The organism is Novosphingobium sp. SG720 (genome assembly GCF_012275365.1).
Lineage (GTDB): Bacteria > Pseudomonadota > Alphaproteobacteria > Sphingomonadales > Sphingomonadaceae > Novosphingobium > Novosphingobium rhizosphaerae.
The window spans coordinates 258,713-271,600 of the sequence record NZ_JAAZQN010000004.1 but is presented as its reverse complement, the minus strand read 5'-3'; the positions used below and the strand labels follow the sequence as shown (position 1 = coordinate 271,600).

The window sequence follows — 12,888 nt, the reverse complement described above, 5'->3', positions numbered from 1 at the left end:
TCTTGATTCTTGGCCCGGCTCAGGCCGCGAACTGGTTCATCGTGTTGTGTGCGCCGCCGGCCTTGAGCGCGGCTTCGCGGGCGAAGTATTCCTTGTGATCGTCGCCGATGTCCGATCCGGCCATGGCCTGGTGCTTGACGCAGGCAATGCCCTGGCGGATTTCCTGGCGCTGCACGCCTTTCACGTAGCCCAGCATCCCGGCCTCGCCGAAGTATTCGCGGGCGAGGTTGTCGGTGCTGAGCGCGGCGGTGTGATAGGTCGGCAGCGTGATCAGGTGGTGGAAAATGCCCGCCTCGCGCGCCGCATCGCGCTGGAACGTGCGGATGCGCTCGTCGGCCTCTGCCGCCAGCGGCGTTTCGTCATAGTCCACGCTCATCAGCCGCGCCCGGTCATAGCCGCTCACGTCCTTGCCTTCCGCCGCCCAGGCGTCGAACACCTGCTGGCGGAAATTGAGCGTCCAGTTGAAGCTGGGCGAGTTGTTGTAGACCAGCTTGGCATTGGGGATCACTTCGCGGATGCGCGAAACCATCCCGCCGATCTGGCCGATGTGCGGCTTTTCGGTTTCGATCCACAGCAGGTCCGCACCGTTCTGCAGGCTGTTGATGCAATCGAGCACGCAACGGTCTTCCCCGGTGCCGGGGCGGAACTGATAGAGGTTCGAAGGCAGGCGCTTGGGCTTCACCAGTTGCCCGTCGCGGGTGATCAGCACGTCGCCATGGCCCAGCGTGGCGGCGTCGACCGGCTCGCAATCAAGGAAGCTGTTGTACTGGTCGCCGATGTCGCCGGCTTCGCGGGTGAAAGCGATCTGCTTGGTCAGGCCCGCACCCAGCGAGTCCGTCCGCGCCACGATCACGCCATCGTCCACGCCCAGTTCGAGGAACGCGTAACGGACCGCGCGGATCTTGGCGATGAAGTCCTCGTGCGGAACGGTGACCTTGCCATCCTGGTGGCCGCACTGCTTTTCATCGGAAACCTGGTTTTCGATCTGGATGCAGCAGGCGCCCGCCTCGATGAACTTCTTGGCCAGGAGATACGTCGCCTCGGCGTTGCCGAACCCGGCGTCGATATCGGCCACGATCGGCACGATGTGCGTTTCGTGGGTGTCGATATCGTGCTGGATCTTGGCCGCACGCACCTGGTCACCTGCCGCGCGCGCCGCGTCCAGATCGCGGAACAGCTGGTTCAATTCGCGCGCATCGGCCTGGCGCAGGAACGTGTAAAGCTCTTCGATCAACGCGGAAACGCTGGTCTTCTCGTGCATCGACTGGTCGGGCAGCGGCCCGAATTCGCTGCGCAGCGCGGCGACCATCCAGCCCGACAGGTAGAGGTAGCGCCCCTTGGTGGTGCCGAAGTGCTTCTTGATGGAAATCATCTTCTGCTGGCCGATGAAGCCGTGCCAGCAGCCCAGCGACTGGGTGTAATTGGCTGGATCGGCATCATAGGCAGCCATGTCGCGGCGCATGATCGCGGCGGTGTAGCGCGCGATGTCCAGCCCGGTGCGAAAGCGGTTCTGCAGGCGCATGCGCGCCACGCTCTCGGCGGCGATGCCGTCCCAATGGGTATTGGGCGTGATCGTGCGATCGGCCTCGATGATCGATTGCTGGTACGTCATGGCATGTGCCCCTTCCGGTATGCGTGATCCTTCGCTGCAACCGGAATTACTGCTGCATGATGCACTGCGGAATGCGTTGCGGGGTCATGTTGTCAAACTTTACAGCTTTTGCTTGTAAAGTTGTACAGGCCTGACAAGATGCCGCCATGGCCCGACCATCCGCCCCATCCCGCCCGCTCTACCTAGGCCCGCGCATCAAGCGCCTGCGCCGCGAACTCGGCCTGACGCAGCAGGCCATGGCCGAGGACATGGGCGTTTCGCCCAGCTACATCGCCCTGATCGAGCGCAACCAGCGCCCGTTGACGGCCGACCTGCTGCTGCGCCTTGCCGCCACCTATCGGCTGGACATGGCCGACCTCGCCGCCCAGGACCGCGACGATCACGCCCGCCGCCTGGCCGAGGCGCTGCGCGATCCGCTCTTTGCCGAAATCGACCTGCCCGCGCTGGAAGTGGCAGACCTCGCCACCAGCTTCCCCGGCATGACCGAGGCGATGCTGCGCCTGCACGGCGCCTATGCCCGCGCGAATCAGGCCTTGGCAGAAGGGCGCGAGGCCCATGCCGCCACCCCGGCTGCGGACCCGATGGGCGAAGCGCGGCGCTTCATGGGCGCGCGGCAGCACTGGTTTGCCGCGCTCGAAACCCGCGCCGAAGCCCTGGCCACCGAAATCGACAGCGCAGGCGGTAGTGCCGAATGGCTGCGCCAGGCCGGTGTGCGCGTGCGCGCCATGCCGGCCAGCGTGATGATGGGCGCGCTGGCCCGCTATGACCGGCACAACGAACAGCTCCTGCTCGACGAGTGCCTGGGGCCGCAGCGCCGCGCCTGGCAGATCGGCCTGCACATTGCCTATACCAGCCTGCGCCCCGATATCGCCGCGATCGTGCGCGGCGAAAGCTTTGCCAGCGCCACCGCCGCGCAACTGGTGCGCCGCGCCCTGGCCGAACTGGGCGCGGCGGCGCTGCTCATGCCCTATGACCGCTTTGCCCGCGCCGCGCAGGCCCTCGGCCACGATCCGCAGGCGCTGGCAGACCTGTTCGGCCTGGAATGGCAGCACGCCGCGCTGCGCCTTGCCACGCTGAACAAGCCCGGCCACGAAGGCGTACCATTCTTCTTGGTGGAGCAGGATGCTGCCGGCAACGTTACGCGGCGCATGGACGGCGCCGGTTTTCCGTTTGCCGCGCCCTCGGCCGCAGGGGGCGGCGGCTGCCCGCTGTGGACCCTGCACCAGGCCTTTGCCCGGCCCGGTGAAGTGCTGACACAATGGCTGGAAATGCCCCATGGCGAGCGCTTCTTTTCGGTCGCTCGCACCGTGGACGTGCCCACCGGTCCCGGCCTTCCCCCGGTGCGCCGGGCGATGGCATTGGTCTGCCCGGCGGCCCACGCACCCCGCGTGGCCGCCGCCCGCGGCGCGGATCCGCAAGCAACGCCGGCAACGCCGGTGGGCGTGACCTGCCGCCTGTGCCAGCGCACCGAGTGCCCGGCCCGCGCGCAGCCGCCACTGGGCCGCGAAATCCTGCCCGACGATTATCGCCGGGCCGCCGTACCCTTCGTGTTCAGCGAGAGTTGAGCGCCAACCAACAATAGGCCTCTCCTCTGAAGAGGATGGGGAGAAACGAAACTCATCCCCGTTCGGGCTGAGCCTGTCGAAGCCCCCCGCCCCACCGCCGCCGGCCCCCAATCGCTTGCACCCCCGCCCCCCGGCAGCTATCGGCCGCGCGACTTTTCGCGATTCCCGCAAAACCTAAGGCGCCCCCTTGTCCACGATCATTCCCCTGGCCGACGTCGATCCGCAACTGGTCGAAGAGCTGCTCGATGCCGCATTCGAACCGGAACGCCGCCAGCGCACGGCCTATCGGTTGCGCGAGGGGCTGGAATGGCTGCCTGGCCTGTCGTTTGCCGCGCTCGACGACGAGGACATGCTCGCCGGCACGATCCAGTGCTGGCCCGTGGCGCTCACCACGCCCGAAGGCCGCCGGGTGCCGATGATCATGGTCGGCCCGGTGGCGGTGATGCCTGGCCAGCAGAGCCGCGGCTATGGCAAGGCGCTGGTCACGGCCAGCCTGACGGCGATCGATCCGCGCGCACCGCTGCCGCAGGTGATGATCGGCGATCCGGAATACTACGAACGGTTTTTCGGGTTCAGCAATGCCCACACCGGCGGCTGGCAGCTTCCCGGCCCGTTCGAGCAGCACCGTCTGCTGTGCCGCACCGCCAATCCTGCCATTCTCCCGGCCGAAGGCATGCTGGGGCCTTGGCGGGGCTGATCAAGTCTGGCACTTGCGAGGCGTGCCCTACGATCCTCCCCCCGAGCTGGCCGGTCTTTCGCTGAGCGAAATCGCCGTGCTGGCGCAAAGCCGCCGCCTGCCCCCGCTGGACCAGTGGAGCCCCGCCCACAGCGGGGAAAGCCACATGCGCATCCAGGCCGATGGCACCTGGCTGCACGAAGGCAGCCCGATCACCCGCCCGGCCATGGTCCGCGCCTTTGCCACGCTGCTGATGCGCGACGCAGACGCGCAGCACTGGCTGGTTACCCCGCACGAGCGCCTGGCCATTGCGGTGGACGATGCCGCGCTGATCGCCATCGACATGGAAGTGCGGCACGATCCCGCCACTGGCGAAGCGGTGCTGGCCTTCCGCCTCAACACCGACGATATCGTGCTGTGCGGGCCCGAGCACCCCTTGCGCGTGGCCGGCACGCCCGATGTGCCCGCATTCTACCTGGCGGTGCGCCACGGCGTGGAAGCGCGCCTCAACCGCAGCACTTATGGCCAATTGGTGGCCCATGCCCTTGATGTGTCCCCGCCCGAAGCGCTTGGGGTTTCCAGCCGGGGGGCCCACTTTGCCCTGGTGCCGCCAGCGTGATGGCTTCGCTGTTCGACCGCCTGCGCGCCTTGCACCGCGCCGGGCATGACGGGCCCACTCCCGATCTGATTGCCGATTGGCGCGTGTTGCCGCCGGGCGGCTTGCGCGCGGCGGCCGTGCTGATCGCCGTGACCGACCGCGCCGATCATCCCGATGGCCCCGGCGTGCTGCTGATCCACCGCCCCAGCCACATGCGCGCCCATCCCGGCCAGGCGGCGTTTCCGGGCGGCAAGATCGAACCGGGCGAAACACCGGTCGAAGCTGCGCTGCGCGAGGCGAACGAGGAACTCGGCATCGATCCGGCCGACGTGCGCGTGATCGGGCCGACCGATCGCTATCGCACCGGCACCGGGTATGACATCACGCCCGTTCTGGCTGTGGTGCCCGAAGGCCTGGCGCTCCAGCCCAATCCGGCCGAAGTGGCCGGCTGGTTCGAACCGCCACTGGCCTTGCTGATGGACCGCCGCCGCCACGGCTGGGTAGAGGCGGAATGGAACGGCCAGCGCGGCCGCACGATCGAGCTGATCTGGCAGGGCCACCGCATCTGGGGCGTGACCGCCGCGATCATCGCCAACCTCGCCAAACGCCTGGAATGGCCCGCCGCATGACCACAACCCTGCCCGCCGCCCCCTGGACCGCCCGCCAAGACCTGGCCACGCTGGTGGCCGCGCTCGATCCCGACGGGGCAGGCACCTGCCGCTATGTCGGCGGCGCGGTGCGCGACACATTGCTGGGCATCGATGTGAAAGACATCGACATGGCCACGCCGCACCGGCCGGAGGAAACCCAGGCCCTGCTCAAGGCCGCCGGCATCCGCCAGGTGCCCACCGGCCTTGCCCATGGCACGATCACCGCCGTGCTGCCCGGCGGCCCGGTGGAAATCACGACCCTGCGGCGGGATGTGTCCACCGACGGGCGCCACGCCACCGTGGCGTTTTCGCAGGAATGGCACGAAGACGCCGCGCGGCGCGATTTCACCATCAACGCGCTCTATGCCGATCCGCGCACCCTGGAAATCAGTGACTATTTCGGCGGGGAGGCAGACCTTTCCACCCGCACCGTGCGCTTCATCGGCGATGCGCAGCAGCGCATCCGCGAGGATTACCTGCGCATCCTGCGCTATTTCCGCTTCCAGGCGCGCTTCGGCTCACTGCCCGCCGATGCTGAGGCAGAGGCCGCCTGCGCCGCGCTGGCGCCGGGGATGAAAGGCCTCTCGCGCGAGCGGATTGCCAGCGAACTGCTGGGCCTGCTCGCCCTGCCCGATCCCGCGCCCACCGTCACGCGGATGGCGCAGCTGGGCGTGCTGGGGCAAGTCCTGCCCGAGGCAGACCCCGCCGCCCTGCCCGCGCTGATCGCGGCCGAAGCGCGCGAGGGGCTGGCCCCCGATGCCCTGCGTCGCATGGCCGCGCTGCTGCCGGCCGATCCGCCGCTGGCCGACCAAGTCGCCGCCCGGCTGCGCCTGTCGGCCGCCCAGCGCAAGCGCCTCGCCAGCGCCGCCGCGCGCACCGTGCTCGATGGCGCCCGCCCGGCCCGCACCCTGGCTTATGAGCTGGGCATGGCAGAAGCCATCGACCGCCTCGCCCTCGCCGGCCGCGGCACCGCAGACCTGGCGGACTGGACTGTCCCGCGCCTGCCGCTCAAGGGCGGGCAGATCGTGGCGCGCGGCGTGGGCGCCGGGCCAGACGTCGCCCGCACCTTGCGCGCCGTGGAAGCCCGCTGGGTCGCCGAAGGCTTCCCCGACGAAGCCCGCGTGATGCAACTGCTGGACGAAGAACTGGTAAATCGCTGACCTGAGACTCCCCCTCCTCTCAAGCGGAGGGAGCTTTAAGGGTTAGCGCCAGCCCCGCACAGACCAGCACCGCCTCGTCGCAGCAGGCCGCCATGCGCTGGTTGGCCCAGCCCGCCTCGTCGCGAAAGCGCCGCGCCAGGGCATTGTCGGGCACGATACCCTGGCCCACTTCGTTGCTCACCAGGATCACCAGCCCCGCTGCTCCGGCCACCGCGCGCTCTAGCGCGTCGAGCGCCCCGGCCATGTCCCGCTCGGACAGCATCAGGTTGCTGAGCCACAGCGTCAGGCAATCGACCAGCAGCACCCGGCCCGGCGCCGCTTCCCGCGCAATCGCTTCGGCCAAATCGAGCGGCGCTTCCACCGTCTGCCAGCGCCCATCCCGCTCCGCCTGGTGCTGCGTGATCCGCGCCGTCATTTCCGCGTCGAATGCCTGCGCCGTGGCGAGATAGACCGGTGCCAGCCCGCTCGCCTCGGCGCGTATCTGGGCATGGCGGCTCTTGCCCGACCGCGCCCCGCCGATCACGAAGAGGCTAGGCATCGTGCGCCGCCAGGGCCAGCAATCCGTCTATATCCATGTGCCGCTCCAGTTCCTGCGCGATCTCGTCCAGTGCGGCATCCACCACGGCATCGTGATCCGCCCCGTCAGACGGCGCGCCCAGCCAGGCCAGCAGTGCCCCGCGCAAACCCGGCCCACCCAGCGCGCCATGGACATAGCTGCCGATCACCTGCCCCGCCGCGTCCATCGCCCCATCGGCGCGCCTGCCGTCCAGCAGGGCAAAGGGCCGCGCGCAATCGGGGCCTTGCGTTTCGCCCATGTGCATCTCGAACCCGGTGAACGCCTGCCCCATTGCCTGCCCCTGCACCCGGCGCAGCGCCTTGTCGGGGGTCAACACCGTCGTCGCGTTCAGCAGGCCCAGCCCGGCCACTTCGCCCGATGGCCCTTCGATGCCCAGCGGATCGGCAATCGTCAGGCCCAGCATCTGGTATCCGCCGCAAATGCCCAGGATGCGTCCGCCGCGCCGATGGTGGGCCAGAATATCGATATCCCAGCCTTGGGCGCGCAGGGCGGCCATGTCGGCCAGCGTGGCTTTCGATCCGGGCAGCACGATCAGCGCGCAATCGGCGGGGATCGGCCGGCCGGGCGGCACCATCACCAGCTCCACCCCGCTTTCGCCTTTCAGCGGATCGAGATCGTCGAAATTGGCAATGCGCGGCAGGATCGGGCAGGCAATCCGCAAGGCGCCGGGACGCGGCACGGCGTGGCGTTCCAGCACGACCGCGTCTTCGCTGGGCAGCCGCGCGCTGGCCGCCAGCCAGGGCACCACGCCAAACCCGCGCCAGCCCGAACGCGCTTCGATCTGGCGATAGCCATCCTCGAACAGCGCCACATCGCCCCGGAACTTGTTGATGACAAAGCCCTTGATCATGGCGGCGTCTTCCGCATCGAGCACCGCGCGGGTGCCCACCAGCGCGGCGATCACCCCGCCCCGGTCGATATCCCCCACCAAAACCACCGGCACCCCGGCGGCGCGGGCAAAGCCCATGTTGGCAATGTCCCCGGCGCGCAGGTTGATTTCGGCGGGCGAGCCTGCGCCCTCCACCAGCACGAGATCGGCCCGCGCGCGCAGCCGTTGCCAGCTGGCCAGCACTTCGGGCAGCAAGGCGGCGCGGCCCATGCGGAAATTGCCGCTGCCCAGCGTGCCGCGCACTTTGCCATGAACCACCAGTTGCGAGGTGTGATCGGCCTGGGGCTTGAGCAGCACGGGGTTCATGTCGGTGTGCAATTCCGCGCGGCAGGCCAGCGCCTGCAACGCCTGCGCCCGGCCGATCTCGCCGCCATCGGCGGTGACGGCGGCGTTGTTGGACATGTTCTGCGGCTTGAACGGCAAGACCCGCAGGCCCCGGTTGGCCGCCGCGCGGCACAGCCCCGCCACCAGCACCGATTTGCCCACGTCAGACCCGGTGCCCTGCACCATCAACGCACCCATCATCATCCTTTCCATGCCCACAGCGCGGCCGCCCCGGCCATCAGCAACACACAGGCCCGGCGATAGAGCGCCAGCGCGCGCTGCACATCCCCCGCATCGGCCTCGGCGCGCCCCCCGCCAATCCACGCCTTGTCATGCACCACGCCGTCATAGGCCACTGGTCCGGCCAGGCGCAGGCCCAGGGCGCCGGCCATCGCCGCCTCCGTCCAGCCCGCATTGGGCGAGGCATGGCGGCCATGATCGCGCCACAGCACCGCCCAGCCACCTCCACCCGCCAGGCACAGCAGCACGGCTCCCAGCCGCGCCGGCACCAGGTTCAACACATCGTCCAGCCGCGCCGCTGCCCAGCCGAACGGACCCCACGGCGCCTCGCGATGGCCGATCAGGCTGTCAGCGGTGTTGATCGCCTTGTAGGCCCAGAGGCCCGGCAGTCCGCCCACGACCAGCCAGAACAGCGGCGCGGCCACGCCGTCGCAGAAACTTTCGGCCAGGCTCTCGATCGCGGCGCGGGCCACGCCGGCGACATCGAGCGTGGCGGTATCCCGTCCCACGATCATCCCCACCGCACGCCGCGCCGCCGGCAGATCGCCCTGCGCCAGTGCCACGCCCACCGGCCGCACATGATCGTGCAGGCTGCGCAGCGCCAGCCACGGCCAGGCCAGCAAAGCCACCGCCGCCCAGGCCCATGGCCCCAACAGCCAGCCGGCCAGTGCCTGCAACAGCCAGCCGCCGCCAATCGCCAGCGCGAGCAGCACCAGCGCGGTGAGCGTGCCCATGGCTCGCCGCCGTGCCGCGCTCCAGTGTTGCCGGTTCCAACCCCGTGCGCACCAGCCGATCACGCGGGCAAAGCCGCCCACCGGATGGCCCAGGCGCGCATAGAGCGGCGCGGGCCAGCCGATGGCCGCGTCCACCAACAACGCCGCCAGCACCATGGGTTCAGCCATGATCGGGCTCGATACATTCGGGCAGGGCCTCCACCAGTCGCGCCAGCGCCACTGCATCGCCGGGCAGGCCCAGCCGCAGCCAATCAGGTCGCGCAGCAAAGGGCCGCGTCAGGATATGTTGCCGGGCAAGGCGATCGAACAGGGCCGCCCCATCCACGCCGCGCACCAGGCGGAACAACGGGCACATGCCCCCGGGCGCATAGCCTTTGGCCGCCAGCGCCGCATCGAGCGCGGCGGCCTGCGCGGCCAAATCGACCCGCGCCTGCGCAATCCAGCCCGCGTCGCGATAGGCCGCCGTGCCGATGGCCAGCCCCGCCGCACTCACCGGCCAGGCCCCCAGCCGCGACCGCACCTGTTCGAGCAGCAGACGCGGCCCCAGCACAAAGCCCAGCCGCACGCCCGCTAGCCCAAAGAACTTGCCGAACGAGCGGAACACCACCAGCCGCCGCGCCTCGCCCACGTCCCCGGCCAGGCTCTCACCGGGATGCGTGTCGGCAAAGGCCTCATCCAGCAACAGCCAGCCCATACGTCCGCGCCGTTCCAACAGATCGCGCATGGCGGCGCGGGGTAGCAAACGGCCATCGGGATTGGCGGGATTGGCCATGACCAGATGCCCGCCATCGGCACCCGCCAGATCATCGACCGCCACGCTATCGCGCAGCATGGCGGCATGGGTGCGATAGCCATGCGCGGCATGGAAGCCCGCCTCACCGATCAGATCGCCCACCAACCGCAGGCCGATCTCGGTGCCCGGCACGGCGCAGACATGATCGACCGCGCAGCCGAAATGCCCTGCCGCCGACCGCTCCAGCGCGTGCAGCGCCGCTTCATCGGGCAGCGCCTGCCAATCCACCGGCACTTGCGCGGCGTGGGGCCAGACACGCGGGTTGATTCCGGTGGAGAGGTCCAGCCAATCGCCATCGCCATAGCGCCCCCGCGCCGTGGCCAGCCCGCCGCCATGCCAGGTGAACCGGTTCAGCTCCACAGCCGCGCCTCCACGCAAAGAGCCAGCAATAGAGCGGCTTCGTTCCATTCGATCCCGGCGCCATGGCCATCGCCGGAAATCCCGCCGATCCGCGTAGCCAGCCACCGGCCCCACAGCGCGATGGCCGGCACCGCCACCAGCAGCGCCGGATGCCAGCACGCCGCGAGCAGCAATGCGCCCGCCCACAGTGCCAGATCGCGCCGCCGGATCGCTCCGGCAAAGCGCGCGCCCAGCCCGGCATGGAGTGGCACCATCCAGCGCGCCCAGACCAGCGGGCCGATGCGCGCCGCGAACGGCACCAGCACCACGGCCGCCAACCCATGCTGCACCGCCACGGCGTGCAGCAAAACCAGCTTGGCCATAAGCTGCATGACCACGGCCACCACGCCAAAGCTGCCCACATGGGGATCGGCCAGCACGGCCAGCAGCCGCGCGCGGTCCTTGTGCGCGGCGCCGCTGGCATCGGCCATGTCGGCCAGGCCATCGAGATGCAGCGCGCCGGTGATCCACACCCAGGCGACCACGCCGGCCAGCGCGCCGGTCCACGCATCGATCCACGCCCCGGCCCAGGCGGCGCCGGCCACAACAGCGCCCACGATCAGGCCCACGGCGGGAAACCAGCGCATGCAGGCAGCAAAATCCGCCTCATCCGCCATGACCGGCGGCAGCGGCAGGCGGGTGAGGAACTGCGTTGCCAGGATCAGCCGCTTCATGCCGCCAGCCCCACGATCTGCGCCACGCGCGGCTTGACGGGCCATACCTTCAGGCTGAGCAGCGCGGCATAGGGCAAGTCAAACGCCCAGGCCTGTTCCGGCGCCAAGCCGCACAACGCCGCCAGTGCCGCGCGCATCGCCCCGCCATGCGTTACCACCAGGGTATCGACCGGGGCGAGCGCGGCCAGCGCATCGGCCACGCGGGCGCGCAGGGCTGACCAAGGCTCGCCACCGGGCGGGGCGTGGACATCGGGATCGCGGTAGAACGCCGCCAATGCCGCCGGTTCGATCTGCGCCGGGGCCATGCCGTCCCACGCGCCGAAATCCAGCTCTCGCCAGCGCGGATCGGCCTTTGCCACCAGGCCCAGCGGCGCGGCGATGGCCTGGGCCGCTGCCCGGCAGCGTTGCAGGTCTGACGTGATCACCTCTGCCACGCGCAAGCCCTGCGCGCGGGCCACGCAAGCAGCCAGCCCATGTGCCGCAGAGGGCATATCACGATGCCCCAGCAGCAGCCCCGTCTGTTCGGGCGCGCCATGGCGCAGCAGATGCAGCAGGAATGCGGTCACAGCCGGGCGGCCACCCCGGCTTCGTCGAACGTGGCCATCTGCGCATGGGCGGCCAGCGCGGCGCGAATCACGCCCACCGCCACCGCCCCGCCGCTGCCCTCGCCCAGCCGCATGTTCAGGCTGAGCAGCGGATCAAGGCCCAGCCGCGCCAGCAGGCGCACATGGCCCGTTTCCGCCGAACAGTGCCCGGCCAGGCAATGGTCGACGATCCCCGGCGCCTGCACCGCCAGCGGCGCCACCGCCGCGCAAGTGATGAACCCATCGAGCACCACCGGAATGCGCAAGGCCCGCGCGCGCAGCACGGCGCCGGCCATGGCGGCAATTTCCCGCCCGCCCAGGCGGCGCAGGGTTTCAAATGCCTGGTTCGGCGCATCGGCATGCCGGGCCAGCGCGCTTTCGATCACCATGGCCTTGCGCGCCACGCCACGTGCATCCAGCCCAGTGCCCGGCCCGGCCCAATCCGCCGCACTGCCACCGAAACTGCGCGTGCAGAGCGCGGCGGCGGCGGTGGTGTTGCCAATGCCCATTTCGCCCAGCGTCAACAGATCGAGATCGGGCGTCACCACCTCCGCCCCGGCGTTGAGCGCGGCCAGGCATTCCGCTTCGCTCATCGCCGGGCCAGCCGTGAAATCGGCGGTGGGGCGATCGAGATCGAGCGCCACCACGCGCAAGTCCATCCCGGCCGCCCCGGCCAGCGCGTTGATCGCGGCGCCCCCGGCGGCAAAGTTGGCCACCATCGCGGCCGTCACGCTGACCGGAAAGGCGCTGACGCCGTGCACGGCAAAGCCGTGGTTGCCAGCAAAGATCGCGGTGCGCCCCTGGCCGATGGCGGGCCTCTCGCGCCCTTGCCACCCGGCCATGAACACGGCGATTTCTTCCAGCCGGCCCAATGATCCACGTGGCTTGGTCAAGACCGCCTGCCGCGCACGCGCAGCAGCAATGGCACCAGCATCAGGGGCCGAGAGATCGGCCAGCGCCGCAGCAAAGGCGGCGGGAGAGGCAAACACGCTCATACCGCAACAAACCCGGCGGGCGGGGTGCGGGTGATGAAATGGCCTTTCACGCCTTGCGGCCATTCCTTGAACGGCACGCGGCCATGCTCGCTTTGCGCATAGGCGGCCGCATAATCGAGAATGGCGGTGGCGGCCGCTTCATCGGGCGCGAACCGGCCCAGCACATAACCCACTTTGCCCGGCGCACGCAGGTGCACCGTGCAATGGTCCTTGCAGGCAAACAGGCAGGGCATTTCCTGCAAGGCGATGCCGGCATAGCGCGCATCGCCCTGCTGCACCGCGCGCAGCGCCTCCAGCAGGCGCGCGCCGCCGCGCTGGCCATTGTCATCTTCGCGCACGTCGGCGCTCATTCGGCAAGTGTTGCAGGCCACGATGGCGGGGCCATCGTCAACGGGTGTGAGCATGGGGGTATCCTTCA

General features: G+C 69.7%; 14 protein-coding genes. 5 read left to right on the top strand and 9 right to left on the bottom strand.

Translation table 11 applies throughout. From position 1 onward, the window contains the following. Positions 1–19 precede the first annotated feature (19 nt). Positions 20–1,612 (bottom strand): isocitrate lyase, encoded by a 1,593-nt coding sequence (locus FHW94_RS15975; RefSeq protein ID WP_168556821.1) that lies wholly within the window; start codon positions 1,610–1,612, stop codon positions 20–22. A 146-nt stretch (positions 1,613–1,758) separates the two neighbouring features. On the opposite strand from FHW94_RS15975, the gene FHW94_RS15970 reads away from it, so the two are divergent. The 5 genes from FHW94_RS15970 (at position 1,759) to FHW94_RS15950 (ending at position 6,261) form a co-directional block, all read left to right on the top strand. Continuing rightward, positions 1,759–3,177, top strand: a complete 1,419-nt coding sequence (locus FHW94_RS15970) for a helix-turn-helix transcriptional regulator (protein WP_168556820.1) — start codon at positions 1,759–1,761, stop codon at positions 3,175–3,177. A gap of 187 nt (positions 3,178–3,364) precedes the next feature. Next, on the top strand, positions 3,365–3,874 hold the full coding sequence (locus FHW94_RS15965) for an N-acetyltransferase (RefSeq protein ID WP_168556819.1): 510 nt from the start codon (positions 3,365–3,367) through the stop codon (positions 3,872–3,874). A gap of 22 nt (positions 3,875–3,896) precedes the next feature. Beyond that, positions 3,897–4,472, top strand: coding sequence for a DUF1285 domain-containing protein (locus FHW94_RS15960; protein ID WP_168556818.1), 576 nt, complete (start codon positions 3,897–3,899; stop codon positions 4,470–4,472). Next, the gene (locus tag FHW94_RS15955) at positions 4,472–5,080 is read left to right on the top strand and encodes a CoA pyrophosphatase (RefSeq protein WP_210425698.1); all 609 of its coding nucleotides are present in this window, start codon (positions 4,472–4,474) and stop codon (positions 5,078–5,080) included. The genes FHW94_RS15960 and FHW94_RS15955 overlap by 1 nt, the downstream gene beginning before the upstream one ends. Next, a complete protein-coding gene (locus FHW94_RS15950) occupies positions 5,077–6,261 on the top strand; it encodes a CCA tRNA nucleotidyltransferase (protein WP_168556816.1) in 1,185 nt (394 codons plus the stop codon). The genes FHW94_RS15955 and FHW94_RS15950 overlap by 4 nt, the downstream gene beginning before the upstream one ends. Positions 6,262–6,280: 19 nt before the next feature. Here the strand turns inward: FHW94_RS15950 and cobU are convergent, their stop codons facing one another. Genes cobU through FHW94_RS15910 form a run of 8 tightly spaced genes read right to left on the bottom strand, consistent with a single transcriptional unit; the run spans position 6,281 to position 12,874 of the window. Beyond that, on the bottom strand, positions 6,281–6,799 hold the full coding sequence (cobU, locus tag FHW94_RS15945; RefSeq protein WP_168556815.1) for a bifunctional adenosylcobinamide kinase/adenosylcobinamide-phosphate guanylyltransferase: 519 nt from the start codon (positions 6,797–6,799) through the stop codon (positions 6,281–6,283). Beyond that, the gene (locus FHW94_RS15940) at positions 6,792–8,249 is read right to left on the bottom strand and encodes a cobyric acid synthase (RefSeq protein ID WP_168557003.1); all 1,458 of its coding nucleotides are present in this window, start codon (positions 8,247–8,249) and stop codon (positions 6,792–6,794) included. Before FHW94_RS15940 ends, cobU begins: the two co-directional genes overlap by 8 nt. A gap of 2 nt (positions 8,250–8,251) precedes the next feature. After that, positions 8,252–9,193 (bottom strand): adenosylcobinamide-phosphate synthase CbiB, encoded by a 942-nt coding sequence (gene cbiB, locus FHW94_RS15935; protein WP_168556814.1) that lies wholly within the window; start codon positions 9,191–9,193, stop codon positions 8,252–8,254. Further along, positions 9,186–10,172 carry an aminotransferase class I/II-fold pyridoxal phosphate-dependent enzyme gene (locus tag FHW94_RS15930; RefSeq protein ID WP_246866205.1) on the bottom strand — a complete coding sequence of 329 codons (987 nt, stop codon included), beginning with the start codon at positions 10,170–10,172 and terminating at the stop codon, positions 9,186–9,188. The genes cbiB and FHW94_RS15930 overlap by 8 nt, the downstream gene beginning before the upstream one ends. Continuing rightward, positions 10,169–10,891: an adenosylcobinamide-GDP ribazoletransferase gene (gene cobS, locus FHW94_RS15925; protein ID WP_168556812.1), complete on the bottom strand. Its 723-nt coding sequence runs from the start codon at positions 10,889–10,891 to the stop codon at positions 10,169–10,171. The genes FHW94_RS15930 and cobS overlap by 4 nt, the downstream gene beginning before the upstream one ends. Further along, entirely contained in the window at positions 10,888–11,457 is a 570-nt protein-coding gene (locus tag FHW94_RS15920; RefSeq protein ID WP_168556811.1) for a histidine phosphatase family protein, read from the bottom strand. Before FHW94_RS15920 ends, cobS begins: the two co-directional genes overlap by 4 nt. Next, on the bottom strand, positions 11,454–12,470 hold the full coding sequence (gene cobT, locus FHW94_RS15915) for a nicotinate-nucleotide--dimethylbenzimidazole phosphoribosyltransferase (RefSeq protein WP_168556810.1): 1,017 nt from the start codon (positions 12,468–12,470) through the stop codon (positions 11,454–11,456). Before cobT ends, FHW94_RS15920 begins: the two co-directional genes overlap by 4 nt. After that, positions 12,467–12,874, bottom strand: coding sequence for a DUF1636 domain-containing protein (locus FHW94_RS15910; RefSeq protein WP_168556809.1), 408 nt, complete (start codon positions 12,872–12,874; stop codon positions 12,467–12,469). The genes cobT and FHW94_RS15910 overlap by 4 nt, the downstream gene beginning before the upstream one ends. Between the last annotated feature and the right edge of the window lie 14 nt (positions 12,875–12,888).

What these genes read in the sequence shown, in the direction of transcription:
- FHW94_RS15940 (WP_168557003.1), bottom strand. Translation starts at nt 8,249, where the DNA reads ATGGGTGCGTTGATGGTGCAGGGCACCGGGTCTGACGTGGGCAAATCG.
- FHW94_RS15950 (WP_168556816.1), top strand. Translation starts at nt 5,077, where the DNA reads ATGACCACAACCCTGCCCGCCGCCCCCTGGACCGCCCGCCAAGACCTG.
- cobU (WP_168556815.1), bottom strand. Translation starts at nt 6,799, where the DNA reads ATGCCTAGCCTCTTCGTGATCGGCGGGGCGCGGTCGGGCAAGAGCCGC.
- cbiB (WP_168556814.1), bottom strand. Translation starts at nt 9,193, where the DNA reads ATGGCTGAACCCATGGTGCTGGCGGCGTTGTTGGTGGACGCGGCCATC.
- FHW94_RS15955 (WP_210425698.1), top strand. Translation starts at nt 4,472, where the DNA reads ATGGCTTCGCTGTTCGACCGCCTGCGCGCCTTGCACCGCGCCGGGCAT.
- cobS (WP_168556812.1), bottom strand. Translation starts at nt 10,891, where the DNA reads ATGAAGCGGCTGATCCTGGCAACGCAGTTCCTCACCCGCCTGCCGCTG.
- FHW94_RS15970 (WP_168556820.1), top strand. Translation starts at nt 1,759, where the DNA reads ATGGCCCGACCATCCGCCCCATCCCGCCCGCTCTACCTAGGCCCGCGC.
- cobT (WP_168556810.1), bottom strand. Translation starts at nt 12,470, where the DNA reads ATGAGCGTGTTTGCCTCTCCCGCCGCCTTTGCTGCGGCGCTGGCCGAT.
- FHW94_RS15975 (WP_168556821.1), bottom strand. Translation starts at nt 1,612, where the DNA reads ATGACGTACCAGCAATCGATCATCGAGGCCGATCGCACGATCACGCCC.
- FHW94_RS15910 (WP_168556809.1), bottom strand. Translation starts at nt 12,874, where the DNA reads ATGCTCACACCCGTTGACGATGGCCCCGCCATCGTGGCCTGCAACACT.